Origin of the sequence: Humidesulfovibrio sp. (assembly GCF_031082295.1) — a bacterium.
Classification (GTDB): domain Bacteria; phylum Desulfobacterota; class Desulfovibrionia; order Desulfovibrionales; family Desulfovibrionaceae; genus Humidesulfovibrio.
This window is the reverse complement of record NZ_JAVHLD010000001.1, coordinates 267633-281433: the sequence shown is the minus strand read 5'-3', so window position 1 is coordinate 281433 and position 13801 is coordinate 267633. Positions and strand designations below refer to the sequence as shown.

Genomic DNA, 13801 nt, shown 5'->3' with positions numbered 1-13801 from the left:
CGATCAGCCCAGGCGGTGCAGCAGGCTTTTCATTCGGCCGCGCACAAAGCGCAAGGGTTCGAAGCGCATGGGGCTGAGGCTAGCGGCAACCCCGAAACCCTTGGCGTCGAAGGCTTGCGGCTCCTCAAGGACGAAGTTTGTGATCTGGGGGGCGGCTGAGGACAGCCCCTGGGCCAGTGATTCCGCCCAAAGGGGCACATCCGCCGGTTCGAGCCCGAGCAGGCTGTAGAGCGCGGCGTCCAAGGCCAGGGTGTCCGGCGAGCAGCCAAGCAGTCCCAACTGGAAGGCTTCGCCGTGCACCGGTCCGCCACGGTGCATGGCCACGATGCCGTCCACCAGCCCGATGGCGGGCGGCAGGGCATGGCGCACGTCGAGCATCAGGCGCTCCATGCGCCCCGAAAGATCGCCCAGGCGTACATGGGCCAGGGCCTTGCGGCAGCCGCAAACCGCGCCGAAAAGGTTCTTGGTGCTGGCGGTGACGCGGAACTGGCCGTGGGCCTTGAGCCGCGCCACGCTCACTATGCGGTCGGCCTCCAAGGCCCGGCGCGACAGCCCGATGCTGCCGCCATCGCTGAGCCTTAGCGGGGTGGGGCGGTCCAGGGTGGCGACGCGCAGGCCCAGGCTACGCATGGCTTCGGCAAGGCCGCAGGCTTCGGCCACGCGCCCGGCGCTGCCGAAGGCCGGGGAGTCGGCCACGAAGGGCTTGGCCCCGCAGTCGAGCAGGTGGACGCACACCGCCCGCACCACTTCCGGGTGGGTGCAGCAAAGGCCCGCATTGCTCTTGGATACCAGGTTCGGCTTGACCAGCACCCGCTCCCCGCGCGCAAAGTCGACCCCGCAGGCCATGATCAGCCGCTCCACGGCGGAGGTGACGGCCGCGCGGTCGTAATCCTTCTGGCGCAACAGGGCCACGGGTATTGTGATGGCACTTGTCGGCATGCTCTATTGATAGCTCGTCAGTGGCAGGCTGGCAAGAACTTGCGTGCGAGCGCGGCCAGGGGCATGATGCGTTCCGGAGGACGCATGCGCAGAAAAGCGGAACGGAAAGCGCCCCTTGTCGCGCTCATGGCTGCGGGCGTGTCGCGTGGCGGCTCACCGTTGCTTGGCCCCATCGATTTTCGTTTGGAGCAGGGGGCGCGCTGGGCCTTGTTCGGCGCCAACGGCGCGGGCAAGTCGACCTTTTTGCGGCTGCTGCGCGGCGAGCTGCCGCCTGACCAGGGCGGCGGGCGCGTGTACGATCTGCCGGGGGCGGGCGGTCCGCAACCGACGCCGCTCGGCCTGCGGCAACGGCTGGCCATGGTCGCCGGAGACATGCAGGACGCGTTCGCCATTCATGGCTGGGCGGCCACCGGGCTGGATGTGGTGCTTTCGGGCTTCGGCGACGGCCCGCTCTTGTATGCGCCGCCGGAGCCGGAACAGGTCTCCGCCGCCCTCGGCCTGCTGGATACGCTGGGCCTGTCCGATCTGTCCGGTCGGCGCATGGCCCGGCTGTCTTCCGGCGAGGGCCGCCGGCTGCTATTGGCGCGCGCACTGGTTTCGCGGCCGGACGTGCTGCTGCTGGACGAGTGCCTGGAAGGGCTGGATGTGGAGGCTCGCCGGGAGTTTCTGGCCCTGCTCGACCGCGTGGCCATGGCGCGGCCGCTCCTGGCCGTGGTCTTCGCCACGCATCGCCTCGACGAACTGCCGACCTGCCTGACGAACGCCCTGGCGCTTGAGGACGGGCATGTGCGCGCTTCCGGCGCTCTTGGGGTTGTTCTGCCCGGACTGGTCTGCGTGTCCGAGGCGATGCCGGAGAGCCATTTCAAATCGTTCGTCGCAATGCCCGGGGACACCCCCGCCGCAACGGAATTTCTGGTGCGCATCACCAACGCCAGCGTGGACATGGAAGCTCGGCGCATCCTCGACGGCATCAACTGGACGCTGCGGCCCGGCGAGCATTGGGCCGTGCTGGGGCCAAACGGCGCGGGGAAGAGCACGCTGCTGTCGCTGCTGGCAGGGCTTGTCTGGCCCTCGGCCGTGGATGGAGCGCCCGGCATGGTGGAGTACGGCTTCGCTGCGCCGGACGAGCCCATGTCCAACGGGACCGTGGACGACGTGCGGAGGCGAATCGGCGTTGTGTACGAGGCGCTTCAGACCGGCTTCCCCTACGATTTGCCGGTGGAGTCGGCGGTGGCCACCGGGCTTGACGGAAGCCTGGATGTATTTGCGGAGCCTGATGCGGCGGGCTGGGAGCACGTGGCGAAATGGCTTGATTATTTCGAGCTCGCCAAGCTGCGCCGCAGGCGTGTGCGCAGCCTGTCGCGCGGGCAGTTCAGGCGCGTGCTGCTGGCGCGGGCGATGGTCGGGAACCCGGTGTTGCTGGTGCTGGACGAGCCCATGGCCGGGCTGGACTCCAGAGCGCGCGCGGCGGCCCGCGAGTTGCTCGGCCAGTTGGCCGCCCAGGGGCAGCCGCTTGTGATGGTCACGCACCATGAGGCAGACCTTCCGGGGTGCTTTCTGTCGGAAGCAGGCGGTCGTGTGCTGGCCCTGCGCGGTGGGCGGGTCGCGTATTGCGGAGAGTGGGGCGGGTATTCGAAATGGAAGGCGGCCCGCAAGGCGGGCCGCCGTTCCCTGGAAAGCTAGCTGCTTCTGCTGATGAAGGAGCTGCGGATGCGAGGGGTGGGGCGCACGGCCCTGCCATAGCCCTGGTGCCGCTTCTGCTCCTGGCCGGCGCGCATGATCTCCTGTCCCATGGATTTGCGCAGGCGCGTGGCCTCGTCGATGATCTTGGCCTGGAGGGATTTCAGCTCCTCCAGTTTGGCCACAAGCGTGTCCAGGCATTCCCCTTCCGGGGCGCCCAGGGTGTCCTCGGCCAGGGCCTGGGTTATGACCCCGTCACGGCCGAAAGCCACTTCTTCGGCCTTGTCCACTTCGCCGGCGGCGAGGTGGGCCAGCTCCTGGTTCCCCATCTCAATGGCCTGGTCGAGCAGGATGAGGGCCGCGTGCATGGCTACTCCTTTCCGGATGCCCGGACGTCCTCGCGCAGCTGCGCGACGACCTTCTTCCAGCGGTTCACCGCGGGCAGGAACTCGTATTCCAGCAGATCGGCCAGGAGGATCCAGTCCTCGTTGCCCATGACCGAGGTCATTTCCCCGAACAGGGTGGAGAGCTGGTCGCTGGCCTCCATGAACTCGCGGTAGTCCTTCAGGGCGAATTCGCCGCGAAGGGTGCTGATCATGCCGATGAAGTCGCGGGTCACGTCCACCAGGTCCTGATAGGTTTCCAGCGCCTCGGCGTCGTCGGCCTGGCGGAACAGCTCTGCCACGCGGGTGGCGCCTTCGCCCATGAGGGTCACGACCTTGTAGAGCTCGCGGGTGATCTCCACGGCCACTTCGCCCACGGGCATGGTGCGGATCTCGACGCTCTTGAGGTCGGTGATGTCGATGTCCTCGGCCTGGTGCGGGTAAATCTCGGAGAAGGGCTCGTCATTGACGAACACGTCGGTAACGACACGGTCGTTGAGCAGGCCGTCTTCCATGACCTTGATGAACACCTGATCCAGGTTGGTGAATCCTGCGAAATCCATATCGCTTTTCTGTCCGTCTATGAGCAGCATGTGCCCCTCCTTGGGTTCAGCGTTGTGATCTTTTGACTGGTCTGCACCTTTCATGCAGGGTTCGTGCCAGCGTCGACGCATTTTTTGAGTTCGTCTATAAGTGCACGGAATCGCGTAATAAGAGAGATGATGTCAGGCATGTCCAGGCCGGGCCGTTCGCTCTCAAACATCCAAAGAGAGGAAAGCATTGTCAGTCGTTGGTCGGCGCCCAGGGCGCTTTGCACGCGCTGCCAGGTGGCCAGGAACTTTCCCTTGACGGACTTGAGCGGCTCACGCCCAAGGAGCTGTCCTTGGCGTTCCAGCAGGAACAGGAATTCCGAGGCCGCGCCAAGGGCGCTCGACAGGGGGGCGGCTCCCTCGGGCGATAGTCCGGCAGGGTATGCCGAGCCCTCGAGTGAGTTTCCGTCAAGATATCGACGATACAACTCGCGCTGGAGGCGGATGAGCCGCGTGCGGTCGTCCTGTTCATGGCCGGAAAGGGAGGCCAGGTCCATGAGCCCGTCGTCCCCGGCCACCGTGCGCCATATTCTTGCGCCGCCTGGAGCGTCGGAGCCCGTGGCGGTGATCACGTCTCTGAGCTGCTCCAGGGCCAGGCCGAGCACGGTCTGTGCGGCGATGGCCTTGCGGCAGGCCTCGGTCCCGGTGTCCTGGTGCGGGCATTGCCGACCGAAGGCGCAGGGGTGGCAGGGCAGGTCCGGCTCCAGGCAGACTGAGCCGGGCAGGTACGGGCCGGTGTCCCAGGGCTGGGCCGTGGCCAGGAAAATCGCCAGACAGGGCACGCCGAGCCCCGCCGCAAGATGCATGGTGCCCGTGTCGTTGGTGACGAGCAGGCGGCAGGCCGACAGCACTGCGGCCAGGGTGGGCAGATCCGTTGCGCCCATGAGGTCGATGACCGGGACTGAGGCGCCGGACGTACCAAGCTGGTCGCGCAGGCGCTGGCCGAGGGGTTTTTCCCCGGCTGTGCCCACCAGCACCGGGATATGCCCGGCCTGCGAGAGCCCGCGGGCGACCTGGGCAAAATGAGCAACGGGCCAGCGCCTGCGTTCCTCGGACGCGCCGAGTTGCAGGGCCACGTAGCCTTTGGCCGGAGCGGCGGGAAGTTCCTTTCGGAGCAGGTTCAGCGCCTCGTCGCGCGCCGACTCTGTGGGGCCGCGCAGCCCGAAGTCGAGGCTCTGGTTCGCGGGACCGCAAGCCCCGGCGATGCGCCGGAACACATCAACAATATTAAATGGGCTGGCGCCGCGCGTCGTGGAGGCGAGCTGCAGGAAAGCCGCCCAGGAACTGGTGTCGGCGTTGAAGCCGTGGTCGTCCAGGGCAAAGCCGCGCAGTTCGGTCGCGCCGAGGGACATGGCCAGGAGCCGCGCGGGCTCCGAGGGCGTCAGGTTGATGACGAGGTCCGGCGCAAACTCGTTGCGGACGCGGTCGGTGGCTTCGCGGTATGCGGCCAGGGCCAGCCGCCAATCCTGGTCCAGCCGGGCCAGCAGGCGTGCGCCGGGGAACGGGAACAGCGCGTCCACCCCCTGCATGAGCGTTGCCGCCGGGGCGAAGTTCTCCAGGCAGGCCAAGGCCACGCGGTGGCCCTGGGCCTTGAGTCCGGCCACGGTCGGCTGTGACTGGAGCAGATCGCCCAGTCGGGTCATGTTCATCACAAGCACGTTCATCGGCGCTCCGGCAGAATTTTCATCGCCGATGCTGAAGCAAAAAGCCTGCCGATGGCGATTACGGGACTGCTGACAGCTTCCGTTCCGCTCCGCTTGCCGATGCGGGCTGCCGGTGAACGGTATAATATCACAGGTGAGTGTTCATCTGGCCTGTGGGTGTGCTCACCGCAGGAATTGCACCGCTCGACGAAATGCGATGGCGTATTCGGGATTTTGTGCTTTACAGCTTTTCTCGAAGACAGCGCACGTGGCCATGGGTGGTCCGAAGGCATCAAGCGCAGACAACGTCAACCAGAGGGGGGCCTCATGAACAAAGACCCGGAAGCCATCATCAACACGCCAGAATTCAAGGCGCTGGTCGCAAAGCAATGGTCCGTCTCGGCAGTTCTGTCCATCATCATGCTTGGAGTGTATTTCGGCTTCATCCTTGTGCTGGCCTTTGACAAGGGCACGCTTGGCGGCTTGATCACGGACGGTCTGAGCGTGGGCATCCCCATCGGCCTCTTCGTCATCGTTCTGGCCTGGGGGCTCACCGGAATCTACGTGTACTGGGCCAATGACAAATACGACAGCGCCGTGAACGCCATCCGGCAGAGCTTGAGGAGGAACTAAACATGGATCAGTTCACCACGACGATCGGGCAACCGAACATCACCTCCATCCTGTTCTTCTTCCTCTTTATTACAGGAACGATGTTCATCACCTATTTCGCGGCCAAGAAGTCCAAGACCACCGCCGACTTCTACGCGGCGGGAGGCGGCATCTCCGGCTTCCAGAACGGCCTGGCCCTGGCGGGCGACTACATGAGCGCCGCGAGCTTCCTCGGCATCGCCGGACTCGTGTCCCTCAAGGGCTACGACGGGCTGATCTACTCCATCGGCTTCCTCGTGGGCTGGCCCATCATCATGTTCCTCATCGCGGAGCCTCTGCGCAACCTCGGCAAGTACACCTTCGCCGACGTGGTGGCCTACCGCCTGAGCCAGAAGCCCGTCCGCATCGCGGCCAGCGTCGGCTCGCTCATGACGGTGTGCTTCTACCTCATCGCGCAGATGGTGGGCTCCGGTGCGCTCATCCACATGGTGTTCGGACTGAAGTATGAAATCGCCATCGTGTTCGTGGGCGCGGTCATGATCTGCTACGTGCTCTTCGGCGGCATGCTCGCCACCACCTGGGTGCAGATCATCAAGGCCGTGCTGCTCCTCTCCGGCGCCACCGTGCTCGTAGCGTTCGTGCTGGCCAAGTTCAACTACAATCCCGTGGAGCTCTTCGCCGCGGCCCAGGCCAAGTACGGCGACAAGGTGCTGGCCCCCGGCGGGCTCGTGTCCAACCCCTGGGACGCCATCTCCTTGGGCCTGGCGCTCATGTTCGGCACGGCCGGCCTTCCGCACATCCTCATGCGCTTCTACACCGTGCCCGACGCCAAGGCCGCCCGCAAGTCCGTGTTCGTGGCCACCGGCTTCATCGGCTTCTTCTACATCCTGACCTTCATCATCGGCTTCGGCGCCATGGTCCTCGTGGGGCAGGACGTGATCTCCAACATGGACAAGGGCGGCAACATGGCTGCGCTGCTCCTGGCTGAAGTCACCGGCGGCACCGTGTTCCTCGGCTTCATCGCGGCCGTGGCCTTCGCCACCATCCTCGCCGTGGTGGCCGGGCTCACCCTCGCCGGCGCCACCACCTTGTCTCACGACCTCTATGTGAACGTGTTCCGCGGCGGCAAGGCCAATGAGCAGGAAGAGGTGCGCGTGGCCAAGATCGCCACCCTCTGCCTCGGCGTGCTGGCCGTGGTGCTCGGCCTGGTGTTCAAGGGCCAGAACGTGGCCTTCATGGTGGGCTTGGCCTTTGCCATCGCCGCCAGCGCCAACTTCCCGGCCCTTTTGATGTCCATCATGTGGCGCAAGTTCAGCACGCTGGGCGCGGTGTTCTCCATCGTCACCGGCACGACCCTGGCCGTGGTGCTCATCGTCATCAGCCCCACCGTGTGGGTGAGCGTCCTGCACAACCCCACGGCCATCTTCCCCTTGAAGAACCCTGCGCTCATCTCCATGACTGGGGCTTTCATCGCCGGCTGGATCGGCTCCATGATTAAGCGTGACGAACGCGCCGAAACGTTGTACCCTGAACAGAAGGTCCGCAACTATCTCGGCGTGAGCGTGGAATGAATGAAGCAATAGTCTCCTTTCTCAAGGTTGCACTTCCGTTCTCCCTCCTTCCCCAGCGCCTGCTGGGGTCGGAGGGAGACTCTTTTTCCTCCAGGCACCTGGCCGCTGGCGAGGAGATCCTGACCGCCGGGACCATCCCCGACGCCGCCTGCGTGGTGCGCTCCGGCTCGCTTGAGGCCACGTACGCCCAGTGCCTGGCGCTGACGCTCCTGCCGGGCGACATGCTGGGCTGCGAGGCGGTGCTGCCTTCCGGCCAGGGCGCGGGCACAGGGCTCTGGGACGTCCGCGCGGCCGAACCCTCCGAGGTCATCCTCATCCCGCTGGACGCGCTGAGCCGCCTCATGGGCGACGAGCTCTTTTCGCGCGCGCTCATCTCGCGGGCCGTCGGCCTGGCCGACGCGGCGGAGCGAGCCAAGAGCCAGTCCTGCCAGCCCGGCCCGGACCCCTTCATGCGCTTGCGCGTGGGCGATGTGGCCTGCCCGGTCCCGGTGTTCGTGGAGTCTTCCACGAGCGTGGCCCAGGCTGCCCGCGACATGGCCAATGCCCAGGCCACCGCGGCCCTGGTGCGCACCGGGGAGGGGAGCGTGCTGGGCATCTTGACCGAGCGCGACGTGCTGGCCAAGGTCGTGGCCGCCGGGCAGAACGCCGAAGCCCTCCCCGTGACGGAGGTGATGACCCCCGGCCTCGTGACGGCCGGGCCGGAGGAGCTGCTCATCGAGGCTTTTTCGCGCATGGTGCACCACGGCATTCGCCGCCTGGTGCTGCTCGACCTTTCCGGCGTGCCTGCGGGCGTGCTCGGCGAGCGCGACATGCTTTCCGCGCGCGGGGAGAGCCCGCTGGCTCTGGCCTCGGAAATCGCCGCGGCGACAAACCCGGAGCACCTGACCCGGACCTTCCAGCGCCTGCACCGCATGGCCGGACGCAGCGTTGCCGAGGGCATCGCGAGCGACGCAGTGGGCCGCCTCATCAGCGAGATGCACGACCGCATCATGGCCCGGGCTTGGGAGATGGTCCTCACAGAGCTCGGCCCCGCGCCCGCGGCCCACGCCGTGCTGGTGCTGGGCAGCCAGGGGCGGCGCGAGCAGTTCCTGGCGACGGACCAGGACTTGGCCCTTGCGTACGAGGGCAGCGGGCCGGAGGTCGAGGACTACTTCGCACGCCTTGGCGAGCGCTTGACCCAAATGTTTCTGGATGTGGGCTTCCCGCCGTGCAAGAACCGCATCATGATGGACAACCCGGACTGGCGCAAAAGCCTTGACGGCTGGCTCGACCTCTTCGACTCCATCGCCGACAGGCCCGATGCCGAGGGCATCCTGAAGGCCTCGCTGTTGTGCGACATGCGCGCCGTGCAGGTGCCGGGGGCCGGCAACGGCGGCCTGCCCGTGCGCCTGCGCGAGGCCATGACGAAATGCCTGCGCAAGAGTTCGGTGCTGCTCAAATACATGGCGCGCGAGGCCGTGCGCTTCAGTCCGCCGCTGGGGCTGTTCGGCCAGTTCTCGGTCAAGAAGGACGAGGAAGGCCGGGGCTGCCTCGACATCAAGCGTGGCGGGGTCTTCCCCATCACCCAGGGTGTGAAGACCCTGGCCCTGGACCACGGCCTGGCCGAGACCGGCACCTGCGCCCGTCTGCGCCTGCTGCACCGCACCGAGGCGCTCTCCGTGCCCCTGGCCGAGGGACTGTGCGACGCCTACGACTTCCTGCAGACGCTGCGCATGCGCACCCAGGCCGCGCGCCTGCGCCAGGGCTTGCCGCTGGACAACGACATCCGCCCCGACAGCCTCGGCGCAATGGAGCGGGAACGTTTGCGTTCCGCCTTCAAGCTCACCGCCGAGTTCCAGAGCCTGCTCTTCGAAAAGTACGGGCTGCGCATGCTGGGCTAGCACCGGTCTCGGTCTGGCCTGGTGCGTCAGGGAACGCTCGGGGTGTGGACGCTCTGGAGCGCCCAGCCCTTGGCGGATGTGATGGGCCGAGCAAAACCAGCAGGCGGCTCGCGCCGAGCCGCATAGCGAAAGGGCCAACCGGGCAGGCATGGACGCGCAAACAGGCTTTTTCCTCTTCCTCGCAGTGGTCGTCGTGGCCGTGGTCCTCACGCGTCTTCGCCCAGCGCGCAAGGCCAGCGAACTGGCCATCACCGCCGCCATCAATTCGGCCATCCTCGGTGATTTCCGGTTCAACACCAGCCAGATCGACGTCAAGACTTTTGACGGCGTGGTGATTCTCGGCGGCTTCACCCGGGAACATGAGCAGATGGCGCAGGTGGTGGCTCTCGCCAGCGCCATTCCCGGCGTGAAGTCCGTGGACAACCGCATTTCCGTCCGCTCGGGGCATTAGGCCCGGCGTACACGCGGCCTGAGGCTTATGGCCAGACACGCCAAGACCGCGTTGCTCATGGTGGCGCTGATGCTGATGGCGTTCTGCGCCTCCCTTTTTGCTGCGCAGTCAGGCAGAGACCTTGAAATAACAGCCGCAGTGACCCAGGCGCTCATACGGGAAAACCCGCTAGAGAACACGCGTATCGACGTGAAGACCTTTGAGGGCGTTGTCATTCTCGGCGGTTTTGTCGATGAATACAGCAAGATGCAGAGGATCATCGAGGTCGCCAAGGGCATCGACGGTGTGAAGTCCGTGGATAACCGCATCTGGATATGGGACAGGGATTAGCTGCTCGCACGAGCGCATCTTCAGGCGACAACACAAAGGAAGCCCGCATGCTCACGCCGTTCTCCACCAGTGACGCCAAGCTCGGCGCCAGGCTCAAGGCCAAAGCCCGCAAGGGCCAGCAACGCTCCCTCTGGTCCGTGGGGGCCATCGCCGACCGCAAGGTCGCGCCCGTGCTGTTGAAGGATGTGCCGGAAAGCTTCGCCAGCTTTGCCCCCGTATGGGAGCGCAAGGCCGTCCGGCAACAGCCGCTCCAGTTGGAGAACCTCGCCGCGTTCAAGGGCGTGGCGGGCCGCCTGGCCTCCGCCATCGAGGCCCGTCTGTCCGCCCATTACCGCGAGACGCGCAAGGCCGGGCTGCAGCATCCGAGCGATGTCGCCGCCTATCTGGCACTGCTCGAGGTGGACGAGAAGGCGCTCCTCGAGGTGCCTGGCTTCCGCTTGCAGGCGCTGGACTTCGGGGTGAAGGCGCTGCTCGAGAAATGATCCCGGACGGCTTGGCTTGGCGCTGTGCGGCCTGCGCGCGGCCCTGAGGCCGGCATCGGCTCCGGCAAGGCCACGGAGATCGTGCAGTTGGCGAGCGTGGAGAACCTGACGCCCAGGGAGGCGGCCCTGAAGCCAGGGAGCGACGGCGGCGAGGAGTTCGACCGGCTGGCAACCCCTGTCAGGATGGACCACCCGGAGAGATGAGCGGCGGGCGCCTAGAGACCCAGCCTCCCCAGAACCTCGGCAACCCTGTGTCCGTAGGTGTGCGCGCGCAACAGTTCGGCGCGCCAGGCGTTTTTCAGGTCCGTCGCCAGGGCAGTGGACCCGGTGAGTGTTCGGAAGCGCGCGGCAAGCTCGTCCGGAGCGTGGAAGGTGACCTCGCGCGTCAGTTCGGCCGGGAAGATGCCGAGGCCCGGCGTGGCGTCGGAGAGCAGCAGCCCTCCGGAGGCCCAAACGTCGAAATGGCGCTGGGTGAGGCCGCAGGGCAAAAGCGGGTTGGTCAGGTTCAGGCTCGCGCCAGCGCTGGCGGCGATCTCCGGCAGGGCCGTGTAGTAGTCCACGAAGCCGCGCTGGTCGGTGATTTCCGGCAACAGCTCCCGCCAACCCTCGTCACCGAACACCGTCACCAGCCCCAGGTCCTTCTGGGCTCGGCCCAGGCACAGGGCGCGCCAGGCCCGGCCCGTCTCCTCGGCGCAGAAACCCGCGCGGCGGACCTCCGCACCCGGCCAGAGCGTCTTGATTCCCAGTCGTTCCAGCCACCAGTCGAAGCCCGGCGGCAGGCCCTGATCCAGCAGACCGCGGGCCTCTGCCCACAGACCGTCTGGCAGGCTGCAGCCCGCGAAAAAGCCGTCCTTGCCGGGAAAGGCGCTGCGGCCAACGAACACCAACCGCCCGGCCAGGTCGCCCCAGGCAGGGGAGGGCGCTCGCGGGGCGTTTTCCAGATCGCGCTTGCGGGCGGCAAGGGGCAGGTGGAGGGCCTGCGCCGCGCCCAGCTTCTGCAATTGCTCCACGGCCCAGGCGTCAGTGACGAAGAAGGGCAGCTCCTGCCAGAACCGGGACTTGAGGCCACTCAACTGGTGCAGGGGGGTATCCACGCACCAGACCGCCACACGCGTGCCTGCGGCCTTGAGCAGATGGTACGCCTCTCCCAGCGGGTCCAGCCCGCTGAAATTCACGCTCAGCATCAGCTCCGGGCATTCGCCCCCGGCCAGCAAGGTGCGGAAGTCCTCCACGCCCGCGTCGCCGGTGAAACGCACGGCGTAGCCCCGTTCCTCAAGCGCCTCGCGCAGTTCGATGCGCAAAAGCCCGCCCTCGTCGCCGGGCAGCCAGGCCAGGCGCTGGCGCGGCGCAGGGGCCTTGGCGATCAGCCCCACCTGGACGCCGGCCAAGAGCGGTCCCCAAAAACTTGGGAACAGGCGCGGGCCAGGGGCGTAGAGAATGAGCCGCGCGCCGTTCTTGGCAAGTCCGGCGAGCTGCGCGGGATCGGCTTCGCCAAATGATGCGGGAATGCGGGTGCGCCAACCGGGGCCAAGCTGCGCCGCCAGTTCCGGGCATTCGATGTAGCGTGCGCTCCGGACGCCCGGAAACAGCTCCGGCAGGCGCTCGGGCTCGGGGCCAAGGCCGAGGAAGAGCGTGTCCGCAGCCGCGTGGTTGAGGTCCGGCCCGCAAAGCGTGCGGAAGTCACCAGGCCCGGCGGGCAGGGACTTGCGCAGGCCCAGTTCGTCGAGAACGCTCGGCCGGGCGGGTTTTGTCGTCAGTGGCGATCCGGGGCGTGCGGGCATGAGGCTCCTTGGCAAGGGGGACGGTTTGGGCTAGGTGTTCGCGAGAGAGAGACCCCATGAAACAATATCGCGACCATTATTTCAAGCGCGCCAAGGCGGAGAACTACCCCGCTCGCAGCGTATACAAGCTCCAGGAGATGGACGTCAAATTCCACCTCCTCAAACCCGGCATGAAGGTTCTCGACCTTGGTGCCGCGCCCGGCTCCTGGACGCTCTTCGCGGCCAAGAAGATCGGGCCTGCGGGCCATGTGCTGGCGCTCGACATCCAGACCACCGAGCAGGAATTCCCTGAAAATGTGCACTTCATGGTGCACGACGCCTTTGAGGATTCTCCGGAACTCTTGGCGGTTTTGGAGCCGCTGTTTCCCTTTGACCTCGTCATGAGCGACATGGCACCGCGCACCACGGGCGTCAAGTTCACGGACCAGGCCCGGAGCCTGGAGCTGTGCGAGCGCGCCCGCGACGTGGCCCTGAAGCGGCTGAAGCACGGCGGGAATTTTGTGGCCAAGATCTTCGAGGGGCCGGACGCCAAGGCCTTCCAGGAGTCGCTCAGGCCGTACTTTGAGAAGGTGCGCGGCTTCAAGCCCAAGAGCTCGCGGGCGGAGAGCAAGGAGACCTTCCTTCTGGGACTTGGCTTTCGCAGCGAGGTCGGGTAATATCATCTGTTCGCCGGGCCACGCGCCCGGGCCAAGAAATATTTTGGAGGAAGAATGTCAGGACATAGTAAATGGGCCACCATCCGTCGCGCCAAGGAAAAAACCGATGCCAAGAAGGGCAAGGTCTTCACCAAGGTCACCAAGGACATCATCCTTGCGGCCAAGGGCGGCGGCGATCCCAACCTGAACGCCCGCCTGCGCGCGGTTATCGCCAAGGCCAAGGCCTGCAACATGCCCAACGACAAGATCGAGACGGCCATCAAGAAAGGCACGGGCGAGCTGGCTGGCGGCGAAGTCTTTGAAATGATGTACGAAGGCTACGCCCAGGGCGGCGTGGCCATGCTCGTTGAGGTCGCCACCGACAACAAGAATCGCACCATCGCCGACGTCCGCCACATCATCGGCAAGGGCGGCGGCAACATGGGCGAGCCCGGAAGCGTGGCCTGGATGTTCGACAAGCGCGGCGTGCTCTCCTTTGACGGCTCCAAGTACACCGAGGACCAGATCATGGAAGTGGCGCTGGAAGCCGGCGCCGACGACGTGGTCGTCGAAGAGGGCAGCATCGAGGTGCGTTCCGCGCCCGAGGATTTCTCCAATGTCGAGAAGGCCTTCGAGGACGCCGGGATCATCCCCGAGAGCTCCGAGCTGACCATGATCCCCAAGAATCTGACCCCGGTGGACGCCGCCACGGCGCGCAAGGTCATGAATCTCATGGAGGCCCTGGAGGAGAACGAGGACGTGTCCAACGTGTACGTCACCGCCGACTTCACCGACGAAATCATGGAAGAACTGGGGTAGGGCGC

15 protein-coding genes are annotated in these 13801 nt (G+C 66.2%); 10 read left to right on the top strand and 5 right to left on the bottom strand.

From position 1 onward, the window contains the following. Positions 1 to 3: 3 nt before the first annotated feature. Positions 4 to 939, bottom strand: a complete 936-nt coding sequence (locus tag RDU24_RS01350) for a DUF362 domain-containing protein (protein ID WP_308733921.1) — start codon at positions 937 to 939, stop codon at positions 4 to 6. 84 nt (positions 940 to 1023) lie between these two features. On the opposite strand from RDU24_RS01350, the gene RDU24_RS01345 reads away from it, so the two are divergent. After that, positions 1024 to 2622 (top strand): ABC transporter ATP-binding protein, encoded by a 1599-nt coding sequence (locus RDU24_RS01345; RefSeq protein WP_308733920.1) that lies wholly within the window; start codon positions 1024 to 1026, stop codon positions 2620 to 2622. On the opposite strand, the gene RDU24_RS01340 is transcribed toward RDU24_RS01345, so the two are convergent. Genes RDU24_RS01340 through RDU24_RS01330 form a run of 3 tightly spaced genes read right to left on the bottom strand, consistent with a single transcriptional unit; the run spans position 2619 to position 5256 of the window. Beyond that, on the bottom strand, positions 2619 to 2987 hold the full coding sequence (locus tag RDU24_RS01340) for a hypothetical protein (RefSeq protein ID WP_308733919.1): 369 nt from the start codon (positions 2985 to 2987) through the stop codon (positions 2619 to 2621). The two genes, RDU24_RS01345 and RDU24_RS01340, sit on opposite strands and share 4 nt — an antisense overlap. 2 nt (positions 2988 to 2989) lie before the next feature. Beyond that, positions 2990 to 3595 (bottom strand): hypothetical protein, encoded by a 606-nt coding sequence (locus tag RDU24_RS01335; protein ID WP_308733918.1) that lies wholly within the window; start codon positions 3593 to 3595, stop codon positions 2990 to 2992. Between the two features lie 50 nt (positions 3596 to 3645). Further along, positions 3646 to 5256, bottom strand: coding sequence for a glycosyltransferase family 9 protein (locus RDU24_RS01330; RefSeq protein WP_308733917.1), 1611 nt, complete (start codon positions 5254 to 5256; stop codon positions 3646 to 3648). A gap of 306 nt (positions 5257 to 5562) precedes the next feature. On the opposite strand from RDU24_RS01330, the gene RDU24_RS01325 reads away from it, so the two are divergent. The 7 genes from RDU24_RS01325 (at position 5563) to RDU24_RS01295 (ending at position 10765) form a co-directional block, all read left to right on the top strand. Next, positions 5563 to 5868 (top strand): DUF485 domain-containing protein, encoded by a 306-nt coding sequence (locus RDU24_RS01325; RefSeq protein WP_308733916.1) that lies wholly within the window; start codon positions 5563 to 5565, stop codon positions 5866 to 5868. 2 nt (positions 5869 to 5870) lie between these two features. Continuing rightward, positions 5871 to 7418 (top strand): sodium:solute symporter family transporter, encoded by a 1548-nt coding sequence (locus RDU24_RS01320; protein WP_308733915.1) that lies wholly within the window; start codon positions 5871 to 5873, stop codon positions 7416 to 7418. After that, positions 7415 to 9298, top strand: a complete 1884-nt coding sequence (locus RDU24_RS01315) for a putative nucleotidyltransferase substrate binding domain-containing protein (protein ID WP_308733914.1) — start codon at positions 7415 to 7417, stop codon at positions 9296 to 9298. The genes RDU24_RS01320 and RDU24_RS01315 overlap by 4 nt, the downstream gene beginning before the upstream one ends. Before the next feature lie 148 nt (positions 9299 to 9446). Then, positions 9447 to 9749 carry a BON domain-containing protein gene (locus RDU24_RS01310; protein ID WP_308733913.1) on the top strand — a complete coding sequence of 101 codons (303 nt, stop codon included), beginning with the start codon at positions 9447 to 9449 and terminating at the stop codon, positions 9747 to 9749. A gap of 27 nt (positions 9750 to 9776) precedes the next feature. Then, on the top strand, positions 9777 to 10079 hold the full coding sequence (locus RDU24_RS01305; RefSeq protein WP_308733912.1) for a BON domain-containing protein: 303 nt from the start codon (positions 9777 to 9779) through the stop codon (positions 10077 to 10079). Positions 10080 to 10126: 47 nt separating this feature from the next. Further along, positions 10127 to 10561: a hypothetical protein gene (locus RDU24_RS01300; RefSeq protein ID WP_308733911.1), complete on the top strand. Its 435-nt coding sequence runs from the start codon at positions 10127 to 10129 to the stop codon at positions 10559 to 10561. A gap of 24 nt (positions 10562 to 10585) precedes the next feature. Then, the gene (locus tag RDU24_RS01295) at positions 10586 to 10765 is read left to right on the top strand and encodes a hypothetical protein (protein ID WP_308733910.1); all 180 of its coding nucleotides are present in this window, start codon (positions 10586 to 10588) and stop codon (positions 10763 to 10765) included. 11 nt (positions 10766 to 10776) lie between these two features. On the opposite strand, the gene RDU24_RS01290 is transcribed toward RDU24_RS01295, so the two are convergent. Continuing rightward, the gene (locus RDU24_RS01290) at positions 10777 to 12342 is read right to left on the bottom strand and encodes a glycosyltransferase family protein (RefSeq protein WP_308733909.1); all 1566 of its coding nucleotides are present in this window, start codon (positions 12340 to 12342) and stop codon (positions 10777 to 10779) included. Positions 12343 to 12398: 56 nt separating this feature from the next. Between RDU24_RS01290 and RDU24_RS01285 the strand changes: the two genes are divergently transcribed. Both RDU24_RS01285 and RDU24_RS01280 read left to right on the top strand, forming a co-directional pair. Continuing rightward, complete coding sequence (locus tag RDU24_RS01285; protein ID WP_308733908.1) at positions 12399 to 12998, top strand: RlmE family RNA methyltransferase; 600 nt, start codon at positions 12399 to 12401, stop codon at positions 12996 to 12998. Positions 12999 to 13052: 54 nt separating this feature from the next. Further along, complete coding sequence (locus RDU24_RS01280; RefSeq protein WP_308733907.1) at positions 13053 to 13796, top strand: YebC/PmpR family DNA-binding transcriptional regulator; 744 nt, start codon at positions 13053 to 13055, stop codon at positions 13794 to 13796. The last annotated feature ends 5 nt before the right edge of the window (positions 13797 to 13801 follow it).

Excerpts from the sequence above, each read along its gene's own strand:
- RDU24_RS01280 (WP_308733907.1), top strand. The coding sequence starts at position 13,053 with ATGTCAGGACATAGTAAATGGGCCACCATCCGTCGCGCCAAGGAAAAA.
- RDU24_RS01340 (WP_308733919.1), bottom strand. The coding sequence starts at position 2,987 with ATGCACGCGGCCCTCATCCTGCTCGACCAGGCCATTGAGATGGGGAAC.
- RDU24_RS01325 (WP_308733916.1), top strand. The coding sequence starts at position 5,563 with ATGAACAAAGACCCGGAAGCCATCATCAACACGCCAGAATTCAAGGCG.
- RDU24_RS01330 (WP_308733917.1), bottom strand. The coding sequence starts at position 5,256 with ATGAACGTGCTTGTGATGAACATGACCCGACTGGGCGATCTGCTCCAG.
- RDU24_RS01300 (WP_308733911.1), top strand. The coding sequence starts at position 10,127 with ATGCTCACGCCGTTCTCCACCAGTGACGCCAAGCTCGGCGCCAGGCTC.
- RDU24_RS01310 (WP_308733913.1), top strand. The coding sequence starts at position 9,447 with ATGGACGCGCAAACAGGCTTTTTCCTCTTCCTCGCAGTGGTCGTCGTG.
- RDU24_RS01285 (WP_308733908.1), top strand. The coding sequence starts at position 12,399 with ATGAAACAATATCGCGACCATTATTTCAAGCGCGCCAAGGCGGAGAAC.
- RDU24_RS01305 (WP_308733912.1), top strand. The coding sequence starts at position 9,777 with ATGGCCAGACACGCCAAGACCGCGTTGCTCATGGTGGCGCTGATGCTG.
- RDU24_RS01345 (WP_308733920.1), top strand. The coding sequence starts at position 1,024 with ATGCGCAGAAAAGCGGAACGGAAAGCGCCCCTTGTCGCGCTCATGGCT.
- RDU24_RS01350 (WP_308733921.1), bottom strand. The coding sequence starts at position 939 with ATGCCGACAAGTGCCATCACAATACCCGTGGCCCTGTTGCGCCAGAAG.
- RDU24_RS01335 (WP_308733918.1), bottom strand. The coding sequence starts at position 3,595 with ATGCTGCTCATAGACGGACAGAAAAGCGATATGGATTTCGCAGGATTC.
- RDU24_RS01315 (WP_308733914.1), top strand. The coding sequence starts at position 7,415 with ATGAATGAAGCAATAGTCTCCTTTCTCAAGGTTGCACTTCCGTTCTCC.
- RDU24_RS01320 (WP_308733915.1), top strand. The coding sequence starts at position 5,871 with ATGGATCAGTTCACCACGACGATCGGGCAACCGAACATCACCTCCATC.
- RDU24_RS01290 (WP_308733909.1), bottom strand. The coding sequence starts at position 12,342 with ATGCCCGCACGCCCCGGATCGCCACTGACGACAAAACCCGCCCGGCCG.